Source organism: Pantoea sp. Seng (genome assembly GCF_009829935.1).
GTDB lineage: Bacteria > Pseudomonadota > Gammaproteobacteria > Enterobacterales > Enterobacteriaceae > Pantoea > Pantoea communis.
In genome coordinates this window covers 14,414-34,938 of the sequence record NZ_SZZV01000004.1, presented here as the reverse complement: position 1 = coordinate 34,938, position 20,525 = coordinate 14,414, and the positions used below count along the sequence as shown (strand labels likewise).

The following is a 20,525-nucleotide window of genomic DNA, read 5'->3' as shown; positions in this document are numbered from 1 at the left end:
GGAAAAATGTTTGTGTGCCCTGCTTAGCGAAATCACGTTTCAGAGTGGAAGATTGGCACCAAATACGATAAGGTAAATGGTATGTTGTAACTATGGAGCGTAACATGTCTCGCTATGATCTAGTGGCTGATTTGCACGAGTGCGTCAACGCACTGGAACGCGGTTTAAGTAGCCTGCGCCAGCAAGTCGAACAGCAGCCGTTGCTGATCGCGCGCGCATTCAGCTTGCCCGAAATCGAGAAAGGCCACGAGAATGATGAAATTGAGCGTATCGCAGTGACTCAACATCTCGGGCAGAAAGCGCGAGACATGGCGCTGGCTCACTACTGTCGTCTGTTTATGCAGCATCAGTCGGAAAAACTCAGCACCAAGGCTGCGGTGCGTTTGCCTGGCGCCATCTGTATAGAAGCGGATGAAGCCGTCAGCGAGCACATCAGTCAGCAGGTGGCCGATATCAATGCGCTTAAGCTGCGCCTGGAACACCTGATTACCGTGGAGTCGGGGCTGCCGAGTGAGGCGCGCTTTGAATTTGTTCACCAGCATTTGCGCGGTTTAATCACCCTGAACGCCTATCGCAGTGTGACCCTGCTGCACGCGCCGGATAGCCTGCGCTTTGGCTGGGCCAACAAGAACATCATTAAAAACCTGACCCGTGAAGCCGTGGTCGAGCAGCTGGAACGCAGCCTAAAGGCAAACCGTGCGCAAGCGCCCTGGACGCGCGAACAGTGGGCCGAGAAGGTGCAGCAAGAACTGGAGATGATTTTGTCACTGCCCGTCGATGCCAAACTGAAGATCAAGCGCCCGGTTAAGGTCCAACCGATTGCCCGCGTCTGGCGCGCCAGTAATAAGAAGCAGGTGCAACTCGCCTGCCCTTCACCGCTGCTGGTGCTGTGTCGGGATAAAACTCAGGTACCGATTCTAGGGGAATTGCTGGACTACGATGCCGATAACGTCACGCATCGTCATAAGCCGCTAGCGCAGCCGCTGCATCTGGTCATCCCACGGCTGCACTTGTGGAGTGACAAGCTTTAATGAAGAAGCGGCCCTCAGGCCGCCTCTGTCATCGCCAATCATCGCTGAACCGAGCGGCATTACCCCTCAGTTATCGCAATAATTATTGCTTCATGCTGCCAACCATCTCTTCAGGACGTACCCACTCGTCAAACTGCTCTTCAGTCAGATAACCGAGCTTCAGCGCCGAGCCTTTCAGCGTCAGCCCTTCTTTATGGGCTTTCTTGGCGATTTCCGCCGCTTTGTCATAACCGATATGGGTATTCAGCGCCGTCACCAGCATCAGCGACTCGTTCAGCAACTGATCGATACGCTCGCGCACCGGTTCGATGCCCACTGCACAGTGATGGTTGAAGCTGTCCATCCCGTCGGCCAGCAAGCGAATGGACTGCAGGAAGTTGTGGATCACCATTGGACGGAACACGTTCAACTCAAAGTTGCCCGAAGCACCACCAATATTCACCGCAACATCGTTACCCATCACCTGGCAGCACAGCATGGTCAATGCTTCGCACTGGGTTGGGTTCACTTTACCTGGCATGATGGAGCTGCCCGGTTCGTTCTCTGGAATGGCAAGTTCGCCAATACCACAACGCGGACCCGATGCCAGCCAGCGCACGTCGTTAGCGATCTTCATCAGTGAAGCCGCCAGACCTTTCAATGCGCCATGTGCATGCACCAGCGCATCACAGGTTGCCAGCGCTTCAAATTTATTCGGCGCCGTCACAAACGGTTGCTGTGTCAGATCGGCCAGCGCTTTCGCCACGCGCACCGCATACTCGGGATGGGTGTTTAAACCGGTGCCTACGGCGGTGCCACCCAGTGCCAGTTCGGCCACGTGTGGAATGCTGTGTTCGATGTGCTTGAGGTTATGTTCCAGCATTGCCACCCAACCAGAAATTTCCTGGCCCAGCGTCAATGGCGTGGCATCTTGCAGGTGGGTACGACCAATCTTCACGATGTCTTTAAAGGCTTCAGACTTCTCGCTCAGGGTCTTTTTCAGCACATGAATCTGCGGAATCAGCTGCTCCCGCACGGCGATGACCGCGGCCACGTGCATGGCGGTGGGGAACACATCGTTGGAGCTTTGGCTCTTATTGACGTCGTCGTTTGGGTGCACCAAACGCGACATGCCACGCTCGCCGCCGAGTATTTCACTGGCGCGGTTGGCCAGCACTTCGTTCATGTTCATGTTGGTCTGGGTACCGGAACCGGTCTGCCAGATGGCCAGCGGAAACTCTTCACTGTGTTTATCAGCCAGCACTTCGTCAGCCGCTTTCAGAATCGCTTCTGCACGCTCAGCCGGAAGCAGGCCGAGATCGCGGTTCACCTGTGCTGCAGCGCGTTTGGTCAACGCCAAAGCATGCACCAGTGTAACGGGCATCTTCTCGGTTGAGATACGGAAATGCTCCAGCGAACGCTGGGTTTGTGCCCCCCACAACTTATCTGCCGGTACTTCGATCGGTCCCATTGAATCTTTTTCAATGCGATTCGCTGCCATGACTACGTCTCCTTAGCTCAGATTAGAGGTTTCCGCTCAGGTCGTCTTCCCGCGACGCCGTTGAGCGAGCAAGATTGTCACACACAAGAAATTAACATTATGCGAGCCCATCGCGTTTATTGCACTTGTTGATGTATTTTGTATGGCACTTTCTGCTTTAATAAGCCTATTTACTTACGGTTATTAAGGGTAAACGATGCAAAAAATGAACAATTCGCTGCAAAATTACGCTTGGGGCAGTAAAACTGCGCTGACCGAACTTTACGGCATTGAGAACCCACAAGGATTACCGATGGCGGAGCTGTGGATGGGCGCCCATCCGAAGAGTCCGTCAACCGTTGAGATCAAAGGTGAAACACGTTCCCTGCGCGATGTCATCAATGATGACCAAACCGCAGCCTTAGGCGCGGCCTTCGCACAGCGTTTTGGCGAGTTGCCGTTTTTGTTTAAGGTGCTGTGTGCCGATCAGGCCTTATCGATTCAGGTTCACCCAAGCAAAGCCGCAGCCGAAGAGGGATTTGCGCGCGAGAATGCCGCCGGTATTCCGATTGGCGCTGCTGAGCGCAACTATAAAGACGCGAATCACAAGCCGGAACTGGTGTATGCCCTGACCCCATTCCAGGCGATGAACGGCTTCCGCGAGATGCACGAAATCGTCTCACTTCTTGAGCCGGTGGCCGGTGCCCATCCGCAGATCGCTCACTTCCTCGAAAAACCTGATGAGGCAAGCCTCGCCAAACTGTTCTCCACCCTGCTGTCGTTAAAAGACGAGCCTAAATCACTGGCGTTGGCGGTGCTGAAATCTGCACTTAACTCGCGTAGTGGCGAACCCTGGCAGACCATCAAAAGCATTGCGGCTGATTATCCGGACGATACCGGCTTGTTCTCGCCGTTGTTGCTGAACGTCATCACCCTGCAGCCTGGCGAAGCCATGTTTCTATTTGCCGAGACGCCGCATGCCTATTTAAAAGGGGTGGCACTCGAAGTCATGGCGAACTCCGATAACGTTCTGCGCGCGGGTCTGACACCGAAATTCATCGATATTCCAGAGTTGATGGCGAACCTGAAGTTTGAGGCCAAACCGGCTGCCACGCTGTTGACGCAGCCTCAGCAAGTGGGCGACACGCTGAACTTCCCAATTCCGGTGGACGATTTTGCCTTTGCCATCCACGCTCTTTCCGCCACACCACAGCCGTTAGCGCAACAGAGTGCGGCGCTGCTGTTCTGTATCGAAGGTCAGGCGGTGATTGAGAAGTCAGGTGAGCAACTGCTGTTGAAGCCCGGTGAATCATGCTTCGTTGCCGCCAATGAATCCCCGGTTAATGCCGCAGGTACAGGACGCCTGGCGCGGGTTTATAACGCGCTCAGCTGATCCGGCTGACGATACCAGCATTAACTGCTATTCTTTCAAACTATTACTTTAAAACGCCTGCGGGCGTTTTTCTTCACCGCCGCCCCCAAGCAGCGGCGTGCGGACCCAAGGATAAGGACGACTCAGCGATGAAAAAGACCAAGGTTGCCGTAGGTGTAATTGTAGCGATCGGCGTGATCTGGACAGGCGCGGCCTGGTTTACCGGCAAGCAGCTGGAAAGCCATATGGATCAGATGTTGCAGAACGCCAACACCCAGCTTAATGCCTATGCACCGAACGCTCGCCTGACGCTTAGCTACCAGGATTACCAGCGCGGCATCTTCAGCAGCAAAACCAAACTGGTGATTCAGGCCAGTTCACAGACGGAAGACAACCCGTTGCTGAAGCCGGGTCAAAGCATCGTGCTGAACGAAACCATCGACCATGGTCCCTTCCCATTTGCGCAGTTGAAGCGCGGCAGCCTGATTCCGAGCATGGCTTCGGTGCATACCGAGCTGGAAAACACCGATGCGGTGAAGAAACTGTTTGAACTCACCAACGGTAAATCGCTGGTGACCGCTGATACGCGCGTCGGGTACAGCGGTGCCACTGATACCGCACTGGATCTGCTGGCGGTGGATTATAACAACGCGCAGACCGGCGACCGTCTTGCCACCAACGGCGGCACCCTCGAAATCAGCGCCGACAGCAAGGGCGATAAAGTCAGTCTGAATGGCGATTTCTCCAGCATCGCTGTTACCAGCAAAAACCAGGTTAAGCAGCCGGTGCTGTTTACCCTTAATGGCCTGAAGCTGAAGGGTGATACCCATCTCAGCCCGGAAGGCGTGCGCGTGGGGGATCAGTCCATCAGCCTGGATAAACTCGACGCCAGCATTAACGGTCAGGAAGGTTTGTCATTGCAGAAGCTGGACACCCAATCCTCCTTCGATAATAAAGATGGCAAAATCGGCGGCGATCTGAATATGAACGTCGGCAACATCAGCCTGCAGAAGCAGCCGTTCGGCGAAGCTAAGCTGGCGATGAAGTTTGCACAGTTTGATGCGCAAGCGGTGAAAACCTTCTCGGACAGCTACAACGCGCAGATGCAGGCACTGCTGAACCAGCCAGGTTTAGTCGAGGATCCCGTCCGCTATCAGGCTAGCGTGCAGACCATCCTGAAGAATAACCTGCCGACGCTGCTGAAGGGTTCACCGACCGTCAGCATCGCGCCGCTGAGCTGGAAAAACGATAAAGGGGAAAGTACCTTTAACCTCAGCATCGGCTTTAACGATCCCGCTACCGTCACCGGTGAAGCGCAGACGTTGGGCGCAGCAGTGGATCGCGTGCTGAAAACCCTGGATGGCAAACTGTACATCAATATGCCAATGGCTACCGAAGCGATGCGTCATGTGGGGCTGGCTGAAGGTTATCAGAGCGACGATGCGCAGAAGCTGGCGGACCAGCAGGTGAAAGGTCTGGCGGCAATGGGCCAGATGTTCCGTCTGACGCAGCAGCAGGATGATAACATCACCACCAGCCTGCAATACGGCAACGGTCAGGTGACTATGAACGGCGACAAGATGTCACTGGAGCAGTTCCTGTCACGTTATATGCTGGGCGCGCAGACCAGCGAAGGGATGCCTGAGTAACAGCGATATACCCGCGGCGCGAGCTATCGCGCCGCTAAACGCCCCGCACCAACTGCGGCGGCACAATCAGCGTTTGCACTTCCGCATCCGGTTTCGCCAGTCGTTGCAGCATCCTTTCCCCCGCTCGCCTTCCCACATCACGCGCTTCACTACTGACAAACGTTAGCGAGGATTCATACGACTCGCGTAGCGGATCGTCATTAAAGCCGACCAGCGCCAACTTTTGCGTGAAGTAGCTGTCCACCGCATCTTCGCCCAGCGAGCGTCCGCTGTGGATCGCACCAAAATAGCAGCCGAGCGTGGTACTGGCGTTATGGGCAATGATAGCGGTGATGCGCGGATGGTGATGCAGCAGGTCCTGCGTCAATGCCGATACGCTCTGCTGCCGATCGTCGCACTCAATGATCCAGTCTGGACGAAACGGTAAACCGTATTGCAACAGGGTCGCACAATAGCCGCCAATACGTTCCGCGCGCGTTAGAGAAGAACCCAATCCGCCGACCCACGCGATACGCTGATGCCCCTGACGGATCAGATATTCGGTGGCGATGCGCGCCGCCTGGCTGTTATCCGGACGCAAGGAATCGACCTTATCGAGGCTACTGGCCCGCGCGGCGCAAATGAGTGCAATCTGTTGCTCATGCGCCTGCGCGACCAGCGTATCCGCCTGCGCAACGGCACCACCCAACACAATGCCATCCGCGCCCTGTGCGGCCAGGGAATCGAAGCAGCGTTGCAGATGCTGCCCGTGTTGTCCGCTTTGCGTCAGAACCAACACTTTTCCCTGCTGCTCCAGCACTTCACTCAGCCCCGCCGTCATCGCCGCATAAAACGGCTGACTGAGATCGCGAACAATCAAACCTATGACACCACTCTCACCGCCACGCAGGATGGAAGCTGAACGGTTACGTACGTAACCCAACTGTTCAATCGCCTGATTAACCCGCTCGGCCGTGGCGGAAGAGATACGTCCTTTACCGGACAGCACCAGAGAGACTGTCGATACCGATACGCCAGCCGCCTGCGCGACATCGTGAATAGTGGTTTTAGGCTGTGACATCCGGTTCCGTTTCCAACAACTGATGAAGAAACAAAGAGGTAAATCGTTACACTGATTCACGCAAAAATAAAGCTTGGGATTAGTCACGCTTTGTGACTATAGCCACAAAACTGCTTGGTAAAACGTTTTATCATTCTTTACCATTTTGATAATTTGCCGCTTTTTAACCAGGAGAGACTATGTCCGCCAGCCGACCCAAAATGTCACTTTGGGAATTTTTCCAGAGTCTGGGTAAAACCTTTATGTTGCCCGTTGCCCTGCTGTCGTTCTGCGGCATTTTGCTCGGGATCGGTAGTTCACTGAGCAGCCACGATGTGCTGACGCTGATTCCGATGCTCGATCAGCCGTTCCTGCAATATCTGTTTATCTGGATGGCGAAGCTGGGTTCATTTGCCTTCAGTTATCTGCCGGTGATGTTCGCGATTGCGATTCCACTGGGCATGGCGCGGGAGAACAAAGGCGTCGCTGCCTTTGCCGGTTTTGTCGGCTACGCAGTGCTAAACCTGAGCGTGAACTTCTGGCTCAATATCAATGGCATTCTGCCAACCACCGACGCAGCGGTGCTGAAAGCCAACAACGTACAAAACATCCTTGGCATTCAGTCGATCGACACCGGTATTCTCGGCGCGGTGATTGTTGGTGTGGTGGTGTTCTGGCTGCATGAACGCTTCCACAATATCCGTCTGCCGGATGCGCTGGCCTTCTTCGGCGGTACGCGCTTTGTGCCGATTGTCACCACCGTGGTGATGGGCTTACTCGGCTTAGTGGTGCCTCTGATTTGGCCATTCTTTGCGCGCGCCATCACCGGCCTCGGCTGGATGATCAACAGTGCGGGTGAATTTGGCCCGATGATCTTCGGCACCGGCGAACGTCTGCTGCTGCCGTTTGGTCTGCAACATATTCTGGTGGCAATTATTCGCTTCACCGATGCGGGCGGCACGCTCGACGTCTGTGGAAAGAGCGTCAGCGGTGCCCTCACCATCTTCCAGGCGCAGCTGGCTTGCCCGGATACCCACGGCTTTGCGGAAAGCGCCACGCGTTTCCTGTCGCAAGGCAAAATGCCGGCCTTCCTCGGTGGTTTGCCGGGTGCCGCACTGGCGATTTATCACTGCGCACGTCCTGAAAATCGTCACAAAATTAAAGGGCTGCTGATTTCGGGTGTGGTGGCTTGCGTGGTCGGCGGGACTACTGAACCGATCGAATTCCTGTTCCTGTTCGTGGCTCCGGTACTGTATTTGATCCACGCCCTGTTGACGGGGCTGGGCTTCACCGTGATGGCGATACTCGGCGTGACCATCGGTAACACCGACGGCAACGTTATCGACTTCTTCGTGTTCGGCGTGCTGCACGGCCTCTCTACCAAATGGTATTGGGTGCCGGTGATTGCGGCAGTGTGGTTCGTGGGCTACTACGCCATCTTCCGTTTTGCTATTACCCGCTTCAATATCAAAACACCGGGTCGCGAAGCAGAAACCAGCAGCGTGGAACAGCAGGTCAGCCGCGCAGGCGTGGGGAAATCAGGCTACAACACCCCGGCGATTCTGGCGGCTCTGGGCGGTGTGGAAAATATCACCTCGCTGGATAACTGCCTGACGCGCCTGCGTCTTACCATTGCGGACATGAGCAAAGTGAACGATGCCGCACTGAAAGCCAATGGCGCAATTGGTGTGGTGCATCTCAACCAAACCAGTCTGCAAGTAGTGATCGGTCCGCAGGTGCAGTCGGTGAAAGATGAAATGGCACACCTGATGAGCGCGACGGTGTCATGATGCAGAGGTTTGATTTCGACCAGGCCGTGGATCGCCACGGCAGCTGGTGCACGCAGTGGGATTTCGTGGCGGACCGTTTTGGTGTGGAGGGCTTATTGCCCTTCACCATCTCCGATATGGATTTCGCCACGGCGCCCTGCATCATTGAGGCCCTGCAACAGCGGTTAAACCATGGCGTCTTGGGCTACAGCCGCTGGCAGCACAAGGACTTTACCTCGGCCATTCAATATTGGATGAAGAATCGTTTTGCCACAGAGGTTGAGGCGCAATCGCTGGTTTACGGCCCGTCGGTGATTTACATGGTGGCGCAATTGCTGCGCCACTGGACCAAACCCGGCGATGAAGTGCTGATTCATACGCCCGCCTACGATGCGTTTTATCACACCATCAACGGTAATCAGCGCCGCGTGCTGGAACTGCCGCTACAGCGCCAGGGTAATGACTGGCAGTGTGATATGGCGCAGCTGGAACCGCTGCTGGCGCGACCCGATTGCAAAGTGATGCTGCTGTGCAGCCCGCACAATCCTACCGGCAAAGTGTGGCGGCGTGAGGAGTTGCAGCAAATGGCCGCGCTCTGTGCGCGTCACGATGTGAAAGTGATCAGCGATGAGATCCATATGGATATGGTGTTGGGCGACGCACACCACACCCCGTGGAGCCAGGTGGCGCAATCTTCCTGGGCGTTATTCACGTCGGCATCAAAGAGTTTCAACATTCCGGCGTTGACCGGCGCGTGGGGCATCATTCCGCATGAAGCCGATCGCCAGGCGTGGTTCCACGCACTGAAGCAGCAGGATGGTTTATCGTCACCGGCGGTGATGGCCGTCACGGCGACCATTGCCGCGTATCGTGAAGGTTCAGCCTGGCTGGATGCACTGCGCGACTATCTGCAGGCGAATATGCAGCACATCGCGCAACGACTGAATGCCGCGTTTCCTGCGCTGAGCTGGCAGCCCCCTGCCGCCACCTATCTGGCATGGATTGATCTTACTCCGCTAGGTATTGATGAGCAGGCACTGCAACAGCAGCTGATTCATCAGTACAAGGTGGCGATCATGCCGGGTTCGACTTACGGTGATGCCAGCCGCGGTTATCTGCGCCTCAACGCGGGTTGCCCACGCAGCAAGCTGGATGAAGGGCTGGATCGCCTGATTGCGGCTTTAAAATCGTATTAAATGCGCTCGGATGCTGATTAATTCAGCATTCATTTCACGACTTGCGCAAATCACTGGCGCTGTTGCGCAAGATGTTTTTATAATGCTCTGCACTTTATGAAACTTTAGCGAGTGCGACATGATTGACCTGAAACTCCCCCTGACCGACATCCACCGCCACCTTGATGGCAACATCCGCGCACAAACCATTCTTGATTTAGGTCGCCAGTTTAATCTCGCGCTGCCAGCCAACTCGCTCGACGATCTACGTCCGCATGTGCAAGTGACGGCCAATGAACCCGATCTGGTGAGCTTCCTGCAGAAGCTGGATTGGGGCGTGAAAGTGTTGGGCGATTTAGATGCCTGCCGCCGCATTGCGCTGGAAAACGTGGCAGATGCCGCACGCGCCGGTATTCACTATGCGGAACTGCGTTTCTCACCAGGATATATGGCGATGACGCATAACCTGCCGATTGCCGGTGTAGTGGAAGCCGTGATTGATGGCGTGCGCGCTGGCGTAAAACAGTATGGCGTGGATGTGAACCTGATCGGCATTATGAGCCGTACCTTTGGTGATGAAGCCTGCCTGCGCGAACTGGAAGGTTTGCTGGCACACCGCGATGGCATTACCGCCGTCGATCTGGCTGGTGATGAGCTCGGCTTCCCGGGCAGTGAGTTCCTCAGCCACTTCAATCGCGCGCGTGATGCTGGTTTCCGTATTACCGTGCACGCCGGTGAAGCTGCTGGCCCGGAAAGCATCTGGCAGGCGATTCGCGAACTCGGCGCGGAGCGTATTGGCCATGGCGTGAAAGCGATTGAAGACCGCGCGCTGATGGATTTCCTGGCAGAGCAGCGCATTGGTATCGAATCCTGCATGACCTCGAACATTCAGACCAGCACGGTAGCTTCACTGGCCACTCATCCGCTGAAAGCCTTCCTGCAACACGGCATTCTCGCCACCATCAACACCGATGATCCGGCAGTTCAGGGTATTGAGCTGGCGCATGAGTATGAGCACGCTGCGCCGCAGGCAGGACTCACTGCCGAAGAGATGCGCCAGGCGCAGGAAAATGGTGTGACGATTGCCTTCCTCAGCGATGCAGAGAAAGCGGCACTGCGTCAGCGCGTGGCGGGATAACGCGCCTTAAAAGCAAAAAGGTGCGCAGCGATGCGCACCTTTTTAATCAAGCCGCACCAGGGTGAACTGACTTTTGATGGCATCGGTTCCCGCAGGGTGCGCTTTCATTTTATCACTTCAGCGACATCGTCTGGCGCTTCTCAGCGGACTGTAAACCGAGTTCAATCAGCTCCATCACCTGAATCGCCTCTTCAGCCTGTACCGGATTATCACCGGTGCCCGCAATCGCATCACGAATTGCCGCGTAGTATGCCGGATAGTTACCTGGTAGCGTCAGCAGCTCTTTCTCCACCATCACATCGCCTTCTGCCAGCGTCAGGGTACCGTTGCGCATGTCGTAGCCCCAGTCTTCCTGCGGTGGACGTTCACCCGCTTTCAGACGATCTTCCTGCGGATCCAGGCCGTATTTGACATAGCTGCCCCGCGTGCCGTGCACCACAAAGCGTGCAGATTCAGCCGCCACCAACATGCTGGCATGTAACACCACGCGACGAGTGGGATAAGTCAGTACTGCGTGGAAATAATCGGTGGTTTGCGCTCCCGGGCGCAGTTCAGCCATATCCACATTGATCGCCACCGGCGGACCAAATAATTGCAGCGCCTGGTCCAACACATGCGGTCCAAGATCAAACCAGATACCGCTGCCCGGGCCTTTCATCTCACGCCAGCGCTGACGAACTTCAGGGCGGAAGCGATCAAAATGCGATTCGAGATAACGCACATCACCTAAGGCGCCATCAGCCAGCAAAGTTTTCAGCGTCAGGAAGTCACTGTCCCAACGACGATTGTGGAATACGGAGAGCAGCAGCCCTTTGGCCTTGGCCAGTGCATCCAGCTCACGCGCTTGTGACAGTGTCACGGTAAACGGTTTATCCACCACCACATGTTTACCGGCATTCAGTGCCGCTTTGGCTAACGGGAAGTGAGTATCATTTGGCGTCGGTATCACAATCAGTTGCAGTGTCGGGTCATCCAGCAGGGCTTGTGGATCAGAGACCACCTGCACCGAGGGCCAATCTGCATGCACCTTGCTGGCATCGCTGCTGGAGACGGCTGCCAGTTCAACGCCTGGCGTACCGACGATCAAAGGAGCATGAAAGGTTTTGCTGGCAAAACCGTAGCCAATCAGGCCGACACGTAATTTATCGCTCATTCTCATTCCTCTTGTTCGTTACCAGACTGATTTAAGACGAATCAGCCAGTAACAACAAGCCGGAATCACCTGAAAACTCTGGAGATAGCACTCCGTGCCGGTTGCCAGCTTTCCTGCGCCACCAGAGCATCGTGCGCATCCTGACTGCGACGGCGGAAATCACTGGGGCTGACGCCGACCCGTTTGCGGAACACGCGAGAGAAATAGAGCTGATCGTCATAACCCACTTCGCGCCCGACCGAGGCAATGGGCTCCTGCGTGGTTTGCAGCAACAGTTTAGCGCGGATCACCCGCTGATCTTCGCGCCAGCGCAGCAAATTGATCCCCATCTGTTCGCGAAACAGATGCGCCAGTCGTGACGGGGAAAGACACACATGCCGCGCCACTTCCTCGATTTTCACCTCGCTTGCCAGATGGTTGGTGACGTATTGGCAGGCTTCAATCACGCGCGGATCGCGAATTTGCTGATGACTGCGCGGATCCTCCTCCACCGCACGCAGCAGCAAGCGCTCCAGCAGATTCATCGCCAGTTCCTCGGCAAAGCGACGGCCTGAATTGTGGGTTTGCTCAATGCTGGCAAACAGACGATCAAACTCGGCACGTTGCGCTTCCGGCAAGCGTAACCGCCCCACGCCCTGGCTCTCATCCTGCCACTGCAACCAGTCCGTCCAGTATGCCCGTGGACGGAAATAGACCCAGCGGTGGAACCAGCATGGGCTGTCTGGTGAACGGCCATAGTAGTGCGGGGTTTTAGGCTGGAACAGCAGCAAGTCACCGGGTTCGCAGTCAAACGCCGATTCGCCATCAAAAATGCGGCCCTGACCTTTGATGGTCAGATTAAGGATGTAACCCTTCATGCCGAGCGGTCGGTCGATAAAGAAGTCCAGCTGATCGTTGGCATTGATCGGTGTTAAGCCCGCCACCAGCCAGGCATTAAACGGATAGCCGGGTAGCAGTGGGTTCTGCTGCTCACCAGGGGGTTCACGATGATACATAGTGCCTCACGGTAACCTGTAAATGCGCAGTGCCGCGCGCCAGAAGGGCGACCCACTGGCCGCCCTGCATCATTTTTACGGCTGGAATCAGGCCGCTTTGTTTTTCTGTTTGTAGCGGTCAAAAATCACCGCCGCTAACAGTATCAAACCGCGCACCACATACTGTGAGAATGGCGAGATATTCAATAAATTCATCGCATTCTCAACCGTACCCAGAATCAGCACGCCCGCCACCACATAAGAGATCTTACCGATGCCACCTTTCAGCGAAACGCCGCCCAGCACACAGGCTGAAATCACGATCAATTCATAACCGAGTGAAGTCATCGGCTGACCACTGGTCATGCGCGAGGCCAGAATAATGCCCGCCGCTGCCGAAACCAGTCCCGAAAGAATGAAGATAATGATGCGGGTACGCACCACCGGCACCCCGGCCAGGCGAGCTGCTTCTTCATTACCGCCAATCGCCAGCGTGTTGCGGCCAAAGGTGGTTTTATTCAGCACGAAACCAAACACAATCATGGTGGCGATGGTGAGCCAGATCGGCGCTGGCAAGCCGAGCCAGTTGGCATAACCGAGGGTGAAGAAGCGTTCATCCTCGATGCCGACGGCTTTACCGTCAGAGAAGATATAGGCCAGACCACGCACTATCTGCATCGTCGCCAGCGTGGTGATCAGCGCATTGATCTTCAGCCGGGCAATCACGAAGCCATTAATAAATCCGGTGGCCATGCCGAGCACTAAACCGGCCGCGACGCCCAGCCACAGACTCTCCGTCATGTTGATCACCACGGCGGTCACCACGCCTGCGCAGGCGATGACCGAGGCGACGGAAAGATCAAAATCGCCCGACGCGAGGCAGAACAGCATGCCGCAGGCCACCATGCCGGACATCGACATGGCAAGCCCCAGCCCTTTCATATTGATGAACGTGCCAAAGTTGGGTACGAAGATGGCGCAAACGATAAACAGCAGCGCGAAGACCACCAGCATGCCGAAGTTATCCCAGATGCGCGCCAGCTGCAGGCCGTTACGCTGCACCGGTGGAGTGTTGGAAGTGGTAGATGAAGCCATTGTTGCTCTCCTGTACATCAGGCCACGGCGGCCGCGTGAGGGGTTTTCGGCATCGCCAGGCTCAGCGTCAACTGCTCCGTGGCCGCGTCGTGTGGCAGTTCTCCGGCAATTTCTCCTTCACGCATCACCACGATGCGGTCAGCCAGGCCCATCACTTCGGGCAAATCGCTGGAGGCAAACAGCACCGCGATCCCTTTATTTGCCAGTTGGTATATCAGGTTATAAATCTCATGCTTGGCACCCACATCAATACCGCGCGTCGGTTCATCCAGCAGAATCACGTTCATCTCTTCGGACAGCCAGCGACCCAGAATCGCCTTCTGCTGATTGCCGCCTGACAGGTTCATGATCAGCTGCTGCGGGCCTGGCGTTTTGATATTCAATGAGCGGATGTGAAGATCGGCGTTTTTCGCCTCCCAGCCGGGTTTAATCAGACACCCCGCCGTGAGATTGTGGCGGCGCGCGCTGATATTGATGTTGTCGCGCACCGAGTGCACCGGAATAATCCCTTCGGATTTACGATCCTCGGGACACAGCATGATCCCCGCGCGGATCGCATCGATCGGCTGACGGATGTTGAGCTTTTTACCATCCAGCGACACGCTACCGCCGCGCAGTTTGGTGGCACCAAACAGCCCTTTCATCAATTCGCTGCGCCCTGCGCCCACCAGACCAAACAGGCCGACGATTTCACCGGCTCGTACCGTGAGTGAAATCGGCATACGCACGCCCTTGGCTTCGACCTGGTCAAGCTGCAAACGCACTTTGCCCAAGGCGCGCGGCGCATAGCCGTAGATATCGCCAAGGTTACGACCGACCATCGCCTGCACCAGGTCGTCATGATGCGTATTCGGCATATCAGTGAAAGTGCGCACATAGCGACCATCTTTGAACACGGTGATGGCATCGCTCAGGGCAAAGATCTCCTCCATACGGTGCGACACATACAGCACCGTACGGCCCTGATCGCGCAGCTGACGAATGACGCGGAACAGATGCTCGATTTCACGCGCTGAAAGTGAACTGGTCGGCTCATCAAAAGCGATAATGCGCGCATTGCGCGCCAGCGCTTTGGCGATCTCCACCATTTGCCACTGGCCGAGCGACAGATATTTCAGCGGCATATCAGGATCGATATCCATGCCGAGATTTTTAAGCTGCAAATCCGCTTCGTAGCGCAGCAGTTTGCGATTCACCAACCCACGTTTGTGCGGCAGCTGGCCGAGATAGATGTTCTCCGCCACGCTCATCTCCGGCACCAGATGCAGTTCCTGATAGATGATCGCTACGCCCGCATCCAGCGCATCCACGGTGTTGTTGAAGCTTTTCACTTCACCTTTGATGCGAATCTCACCTTCAGTCGGCTGATAACTGCCGCTGAGAATCTTTAACAGCGTGGACTTTCCCGCGCCGTTTTCGCCCATCAGCGCATGCACTTCCCCGGCGCGGCACTGGAATGAGATATCCTGCAGCGCCTTCACGCCCGGAAAGGTTTTACTGATGCCATGAAAGGACAGAAAAGCTTGATCAGTTTCCATGGAAACTCCTCTTCGCCTCCATCTTTCGCGCCGTTGCTGGGTTGTCTTCGCGCTTTGCCCCAGCCATCAATGAAACGGGAGCAAACGCGATGGCTAACCTGCTGCAACACCCGGGATGGAGGCTGCGTTTATCAATCAGGCGACTTACATCAGCCCTTTCTTCGCCAACTCAGTTTTGAAGTTGTCGCGGGTAATCAGCACCACATCGGTGACTTCGGTGAATTTCGCGGGCTCTTCGCCTTTGGTCACCCAGTTGTAGAGCATCTGGCTGCTCTTATAACCGTGCACATCCGGGCTGGGCAGCAGCGAACCGTAGAAGCCGGTTGGTGCGCCTTTAGACAGCTCGCTCACCGCGTCCACACCGTTGATGCCAATGCCAATCACGTCGGGCGCTTTAAAGCCCTGGCCTTCGGTCGCGCGCACGCCACCCAGCACGGTGTTGTCATTCATGCCGACAATCAGCCAGTGTTTCACTTCTGGATGCTGCACCAGCAGCGAGTTACCGGCATCAAATGCCCCCGGAATATCGTTAGATTTGGTCGGCACCTGATAGATCTGTTTCTCCGGGAATCCGGCGGCTTTCAGGGCGTCCATCGAACCGCCAGTGCGACGACGCGCAGTGTCCAGCTCATTGGCGGTAATCGCCATGACGCCGGTCTCTTTCGCATCCCAGCCGCGTTTCTGCATCTCTTTGTAGAGTTCCTGGCCCTGGCGCTCACCGATTTTGGTTGCGGCCATCATCACCAGCGGCACGGTGTCCATTGGCTTGCCTTTGGCGGTAACAAACTGGTCATCAACCGCAATCACTTTCAGGCCATAGCTACGCGCTTTCGCCACGATGGCTGAACCCAGCTTTGGGTCCGGTGTGCAGATCACGAAGCCTTTGGCCCCGCTCGCCGCCAGGCTATCAATGGCATTCAGGGTTTTCTCACCGTCGGGCACGGCAATTTTGATCACGTCAAAGCCAAGATCTTTGCCAGCCTTATCTGCGAACTTCCATTCGGTCTGGAACCAGGGTTCCTCCGGTTGTTTGACGAGGAAACCGAGTTTCATGGTCTCGGCGATAGCGGATTGTGACATAACCGCGGCGAGACCTACCGCCGCCAGCGCTTTAGTGAATTTATGCATGATGCTCTCCGGCACAATGATGTTTTATCGCTGTTAATAACGAATCGGTGTAAACGCTACCAATTGGATTTCACGTTTGGGTACAGCGCAAAATCAGCGCGTTAGCTCAAAGGTTGTACAAAGGCTGTGCAAACGCTGGGCTAGTTGTAGCGGTAATGGCGAAGAAAAATGTAGAGCGGTATCACATCCCAAAACGATGACTAATTCCTCCATATATTCAGCGAAATTAACCAGTCATTAACTTTTGCTGCCGATCACAGAACGGTTCCGATGACAGAAAAGTGCATATTCTCAGCCAGCGATGACTAACCGCTTATGCACCCGCATTCCAGGATAGAGCCAGATAACTCACACAGGAGAATCCCAATGGGTGCTGGCGCCATAACAATTGGGCTGGATTTTGGCAGTGACTCGGTGCGTGCCCTCGCCGTGGACTGCCACAGTGGTAAAGAGCTGGAAAAGGCGGTGGTGAACTACCCACGCTGGGCGAAGGGAGAATTCTGTGACGCACATGCCAACCGTTTTCGTCATCATCCTCAAGACTCTATCGACGCGCTGGAGCAGGCGGTGGTCGCGGTGGTGCAAGCGTTAACTCCCGAACAACGCGCTGCCGTGGTGGGGATAGGCGTGGATTCAACGGGTTCAACCCCTGCACCGATTGACCGTGACGGCAACGTGTTAGCCTTGCGCCCGGAATTCGCCACCAACCCCAACGCTATGTTTGTGTTGTGGAAAGATCACACCGCGATTGAAGAAGCGGAAGAGATTAATCAGCTGTGCCGCAACGGTCATTTCACCGATTACACCCGCTATATCGGCGGCGTGTATTCGTCGGAGTGGTTCTGGGCCAAGATTCTGCACGTGTCACGCCAGGATGCAGCAGTGCGTGATGCGGCAGTGTCTTGGGTGGAACTCTGCGATTGGGTACCGGCACTGTTGAGCGGTCGCACTGCCCCGACGCAGCTGCGGCGCGGACGCTGCGCCGCCGGGCATAAATCGCTGTGGCATCCTGAATGGCAGGGTTTACCGCCCGCAGATTTTTTCCGTGCACTCGATCCGATGTTGGTTGAGCAGCTGGATTCTCCATTGTTTACCGACACCTTAACTGCTGATGTACCGGTGGGCACGCTTTCCAGCGAATGGGCGCAGCGTTTGGGATTGTCTGAGCAGGTAATTTTGTCCGGTGGGGCCTTCGACTGTCATATGGGCGCGGTCGGTGCGGGCGCGCAGCCTTATACGCTGGTGAAAGTGATTGGCACCTCAACCTGCGACATTTTAATTGCCGACAGCGAGAAAGTCGGCGATCGCGCCATTAAAGGCATTTGCGGCCAGGTCGATGGCAGCGTGGTACCGGGCGCCATCGGCTGCGAAGCGGGTCAATCGGCGTTTGGTGATATCTACGCCTGGTTTAGCCGCTTGCTGGGCTGGCCGCTGCAGCAGGCGGTGGCGCGCCATCCTGAGTTGCAGCCGCAACTCGCCGAAATGCAGCAGGATTTAATCCGTTCCCTAACTGAAGCCTGGGCCGCCGATCCGCAACTCGATCATCTGCCCGTGGTACTCGATTGGTTCAACGGGCGTCGCACACCGGATGCCAATCAGCGCCTGAAAGGCGTGATCACCGATTTGAATCTTGGCACCGACGCGCCTGCGTTATTTGGTGGTCTGGTGGCCGCCACGGCGTTTGGTGCCCGCGCCATTATGGAGTGTTTCGAGAAGCAGCAGATTCCGGTGGAGAGCATTCTGACGCTCGGCGGTATCGCACGGAAGTCCCCCGCCATTATGCAAGCCTGTTGCGACGTGATGAACCGTCCGCTGGATATCGTGGCTTCTGACGAGTGCTGCGCGCTGGGTGCTGCCATTTTTGCCGCCGTCGCCGCAAACGTGTATGCCGATGTGCCTGCCGCACAGCAGGTGATGGCGAGTCCGATCGCCGTGACCTTGCAGCCCAACAGTCTGCGCGTGGCGGGCTATCAACAACTTTATCAACGCTATCAAAACTGGTGCCAGGCCGCTGAACCTCAGTATGCCGCCCGCGCCACATCCGCTAAGTAAAGGAGCGAGAAATGGAACAGAACGTTTGGTTTGTGATTGGAACGCAGCATCTCTACGGAGCGGAAACCTTGCGCCAGGTTGAACATCACGCACGCCAGGTGATGGACGGATTGAATCAGGCGGGCACACTGCCGGTACCGCTGGTGTTGAAGCCGCTGGTGAAATCACCGGATGAAGCGCTGGCGCTGTGCCGCGAGGCCAATCACGACAATAGTTGTGTCGGCATCATGACCTGGTTACACACCTTCTCACCGGCCAAGATGTGGATTGGTGGGCTGAGTATCCTGAATAAGCCGCTTTTGCAATTCCATACCCAGTTCAACGCAGAAATTCCGTGGGACAGTATGGATATGGACTTTATGAATCTGAACCAGACCGCACATGGCGGCCGAGAGTTCGGCTTTATCGGCGCGCGCATGGGCTTACAGCACAGCGTGGTGACCGGCCACTGGCAGGATAAGACCAGCCAGCAACGCATCGGACGCTGGATCAATGCGGCACTAGCGAAGCAGGCCAGTCAGCAGCTGAAAGTGGCGCGCTTTGGCGACAATATGCGCGAAGTGGCGGTGACCGAAGGCGATAAGGTGGCGGCACAGATTCAGTTTGGTTATTCGGTCAACGGTTGGGGCGTCGGCGATCTCGTTGAGGTGGTGAACAGCGTCAGCGATGGCGATGTGCATGCGCTGATCGATGAATACGAGAGCCAGTATTTGTTCAGCGAGGCTGCCGCCGTGAATGGCGAGAAGCGTCAGAACGTGCTGGATGCGGCGCGCATTGAATTAGGTTTGAAGCGTTTCCTCGATGATGAGGGCTGCAAAGCCTTTACCACTAATTTCCAGACTCTGCACGGCATGACGCAGTTGCCAGGCTTGGCCGTTCAACGTTTGATGGGCCAGGGTTATGGTTTTGCCGGTGAAGGTGACTGGAAGACCGCTGCGCTGCTGCATATTTTGAAGGTGCAAGCCGGGAATCGTGCGGGCGGTACTTCATTTATGGAGGATTACACCTATCACTTCTCACCGGGCAATGATTTGGTGCTGGGTTCACATATGCTGGAAGTGTGCCCATCGATTGCCAAAGAGGTGAAGCCGTTGATTGATGTTCAGTTCCTCGGCATTGGTGGCAAAGCCGATCCGGCGCGCATGATTTTCTCCACGCCAGCCGGTCGCGCGGTGAATGCCAGTGTGATTGATATGGGCGATCGTTTCCGTTTGCTGGTGAATGTGGTAGATGCGATTGAGCAGCCGAAACCGCTCCCGAAATTGCCGGTCGCGCGTGCCTTGTGGCGTGCCCAGCCCTCACTGGCTACCGCTTCCGAGGCATGGATTCTTGCCGGCGGCGCACACCATACGGTGTTTAGTCAGGCACTGGATTTGGATGATATGTACCTGTACGGCGAGCTGAACGGCATCGAGGTTCTGGTAATCGATGAGGATACGCGTTTGCCGGCGTTTAAAGATGCATTGCGCTGGAACGAGGCGTATTACCGGTTAGCGCGCTGATCGTGTTATGACCTGTTGAAGCCGCGTTGAGTCGCGGCTTTTTTGTGGCTAAAACCTGCGATCCAGGCAGCATAGCAACGCCCACCTTTGTCTCCTTTATGCAGGTTCGTTGCGGTTTTTTTGGCGCTGAATTTGAATCGAATTTTCAGGTTTGCACTGACTACAGCAATGACAGTCTCAATTGTACCATAAAGGCCAGCCCGAAGAGCAAAGCGTTCGCGCCAGGGATGGCGCGGCCGATCTGCATGGATGCGGGGTTCCTTTACGATCGGGCTGGCCTTTAGGGGGCTTCGCACCGAACCATCAGCAACTCCAGCTAACTTACAAAGATGGGTGCTGTGGCTAAAAACGCGCGGTTCAGTCGACAAAGGTGGGCGTTGCGTAAAGTCGGCGTGAATACATCCCTGTAGCCTCGGACGCCGCATCCCTGCGGCGTACGCTTTACTCCACT

At 55.9% G+C, this 20,525-nt stretch carries 15 protein-coding genes; 8 read left to right on the top strand and 7 right to left on the bottom strand.

Features of this window, described 5'->3' with window-relative positions; genetic code table 11:
- The first annotated feature begins 104 nt into the window (after positions 1-104).
- Positions 105-1,031, top strand: coding sequence for a DNA replication terminus site-binding protein (gene tus / locus FD737_RS04865; RefSeq protein ID WP_160832859.1), 927 nt, complete (start codon positions 105-107; stop codon positions 1,029-1,031).
- A gap of 82 nt (positions 1,032-1,113) precedes the next feature.
- Here tus and fumC read toward each other — a convergent pair whose 3' ends face one another.
- Entirely contained in the window at positions 1,114-2,511 is a 1,398-nt protein-coding gene (gene fumC, locus FD737_RS04860; RefSeq protein WP_160832858.1) for a class II fumarate hydratase, read from the bottom strand.
- A 196-nt stretch (positions 2,512-2,707) separates the two neighbouring features.
- Between fumC and manA the strand changes: the two genes are divergently transcribed.
- Both manA and FD737_RS04850 read left to right on the top strand, forming a co-directional pair.
- Complete coding sequence (gene manA, locus FD737_RS04855) at positions 2,708-3,883, top strand: mannose-6-phosphate isomerase (protein WP_160832857.1); 1,176 nt, start codon at positions 2,708-2,710, stop codon at positions 3,881-3,883.
- Positions 3,884-4,011: 128 nt separating this feature from the next.
- Positions 4,012-5,511, top strand: coding sequence for a YdgA family protein (locus FD737_RS04850; RefSeq protein WP_160832856.1), 1,500 nt, complete (start codon positions 4,012-4,014; stop codon positions 5,509-5,511).
- Between the two features lie 34 nt (positions 5,512-5,545).
- On the opposite strand, the gene malI is transcribed toward FD737_RS04850, so the two are convergent.
- A complete protein-coding gene (gene malI / locus FD737_RS04845) occupies positions 5,546-6,571 on the bottom strand; it encodes a Mal regulon transcriptional regulator MalI (protein ID WP_160832855.1) in 1,026 nt (341 codons plus the stop codon).
- Between the two features lie 179 nt (positions 6,572-6,750).
- Here malI and malX point away from each other — a divergent pair, with 179 nt between their 5' ends.
- The 3 genes from malX to add all read left to right on the top strand — a co-directional run bounded on the left by malX (position 6,751) and on the right by add (position 10,632).
- Complete coding sequence (gene malX / locus FD737_RS04840; RefSeq protein ID WP_097117231.1) at positions 6,751-8,340, top strand: maltose/glucose-specific PTS transporter subunit IIBC; 1,590 nt, start codon at positions 6,751-6,753, stop codon at positions 8,338-8,340.
- On the top strand, positions 8,337-9,515 hold the full coding sequence (locus tag FD737_RS04835) for a MalY/PatB family protein (protein WP_160832854.1): 1,179 nt from the start codon (positions 8,337-8,339) through the stop codon (positions 9,513-9,515). Before malX ends, FD737_RS04835 begins: the two co-directional genes overlap by 4 nt.
- A 118-nt stretch (positions 9,516-9,633) precedes the next feature.
- On the top strand, positions 9,634-10,632 hold the full coding sequence (gene add / locus FD737_RS04830; RefSeq protein ID WP_160832853.1) for an adenosine deaminase: 999 nt from the start codon (positions 9,634-9,636) through the stop codon (positions 10,630-10,632).
- A gap of 112 nt (positions 10,633-10,744) precedes the next feature.
- Here add and FD737_RS04825 read toward each other — a convergent pair whose 3' ends face one another.
- The 5 genes from FD737_RS04825 to FD737_RS04805 form a co-directional block, all read right to left on the bottom strand.
- Complete coding sequence (locus FD737_RS04825) at positions 10,745-11,785, bottom strand: oxidoreductase (protein WP_034827382.1); 1,041 nt, start codon at positions 11,783-11,785, stop codon at positions 10,745-10,747.
- A 65-nt stretch (positions 11,786-11,850) separates the two neighbouring features.
- Positions 11,851-12,780, bottom strand: coding sequence for an arabinose operon transcriptional regulator AraC (gene araC, locus FD737_RS04820; RefSeq protein ID WP_160832852.1), 930 nt, complete (start codon positions 12,778-12,780; stop codon positions 11,851-11,853).
- Positions 12,781-12,867: 87 nt separating this feature from the next.
- Entirely contained in the window at positions 12,868-13,854 is a 987-nt protein-coding gene (gene araH / locus FD737_RS04815; RefSeq protein ID WP_160832851.1) for an L-arabinose ABC transporter permease AraH, read from the bottom strand.
- Positions 13,855-13,871: 17 nt separating this feature from the next.
- Complete coding sequence (gene araG / locus FD737_RS04810; RefSeq protein ID WP_160832850.1) at positions 13,872-15,392, bottom strand: L-arabinose ABC transporter ATP-binding protein AraG; 1,521 nt, start codon at positions 15,390-15,392, stop codon at positions 13,872-13,874.
- A gap of 144 nt (positions 15,393-15,536) precedes the next feature.
- Positions 15,537-16,520, bottom strand: coding sequence for an arabinose ABC transporter substrate-binding protein (locus FD737_RS04805; RefSeq protein ID WP_034827390.1), 984 nt, complete (start codon positions 16,518-16,520; stop codon positions 15,537-15,539).
- A 366-nt stretch (positions 16,521-16,886) separates the two neighbouring features.
- On the opposite strand from FD737_RS04805, the gene FD737_RS04800 reads away from it, so the two are divergent.
- Complete coding sequence (locus FD737_RS04800; protein ID WP_160832849.1) at positions 16,887-18,572, top strand: ribulokinase; 1,686 nt, start codon at positions 16,887-16,889, stop codon at positions 18,570-18,572.
- An 11-nt stretch (positions 18,573-18,583) separates the two neighbouring features.
- Complete coding sequence (gene araA / locus FD737_RS04795; protein ID WP_097117237.1) at positions 18,584-20,074, top strand: L-arabinose isomerase; 1,491 nt, start codon at positions 18,584-18,586, stop codon at positions 20,072-20,074.
- Positions 20,075-20,525: the final 451 nt, after the last annotated feature.

What these genes read in the sequence shown, in the direction of transcription:
- FD737_RS04825 (WP_034827382.1), bottom strand. Translation starts at nt 11,785, where the DNA reads ATGAGCGATAAATTACGTGTCGGCCTGATTGGCTACGGTTTTGCCAGC.
- manA (WP_160832857.1), top strand. Translation starts at nt 2,708, where the DNA reads ATGCAAAAAATGAACAATTCGCTGCAAAATTACGCTTGGGGCAGTAAA.
- FD737_RS04805 (WP_034827390.1), bottom strand. Translation starts at nt 16,520, where the DNA reads ATGCATAAATTCACTAAAGCGCTGGCGGCGGTAGGTCTCGCCGCGGTT.
- FD737_RS04835 (WP_160832854.1), top strand. Translation starts at nt 8,337, where the DNA reads ATGATGCAGAGGTTTGATTTCGACCAGGCCGTGGATCGCCACGGCAGC.
- araC (WP_160832852.1), bottom strand. Translation starts at nt 12,780, where the DNA reads ATGTATCATCGTGAACCCCCTGGTGAGCAGCAGAACCCACTGCTACCC.
- FD737_RS04850 (WP_160832856.1), top strand. Translation starts at nt 4,012, where the DNA reads ATGAAAAAGACCAAGGTTGCCGTAGGTGTAATTGTAGCGATCGGCGTG.
- fumC (WP_160832858.1), bottom strand. Translation starts at nt 2,511, where the DNA reads ATGGCAGCGAATCGCATTGAAAAAGATTCAATGGGACCGATCGAAGTA.
- araA (WP_097117237.1), top strand. Translation starts at nt 18,584, where the DNA reads ATGGAACAGAACGTTTGGTTTGTGATTGGAACGCAGCATCTCTACGGA.
- araH (WP_160832851.1), bottom strand. Translation starts at nt 13,854, where the DNA reads ATGGCTTCATCTACCACTTCCAACACTCCACCGGTGCAGCGTAACGGC.
- FD737_RS04800 (WP_160832849.1), top strand. Translation starts at nt 16,887, where the DNA reads ATGGGTGCTGGCGCCATAACAATTGGGCTGGATTTTGGCAGTGACTCG.
- malX (WP_097117231.1), top strand. Translation starts at nt 6,751, where the DNA reads ATGTCCGCCAGCCGACCCAAAATGTCACTTTGGGAATTTTTCCAGAGT.
- araG (WP_160832850.1), bottom strand. Translation starts at nt 15,392, where the DNA reads ATGGAAACTGATCAAGCTTTTCTGTCCTTTCATGGCATCAGTAAAACC.
- tus (WP_160832859.1), top strand. Translation starts at nt 105, where the DNA reads ATGTCTCGCTATGATCTAGTGGCTGATTTGCACGAGTGCGTCAACGCA.
- malI (WP_160832855.1), bottom strand. Translation starts at nt 6,571, where the DNA reads ATGTCACAGCCTAAAACCACTATTCACGATGTCGCGCAGGCGGCTGGC.
- add (WP_160832853.1), top strand. Translation starts at nt 9,634, where the DNA reads ATGATTGACCTGAAACTCCCCCTGACCGACATCCACCGCCACCTTGAT.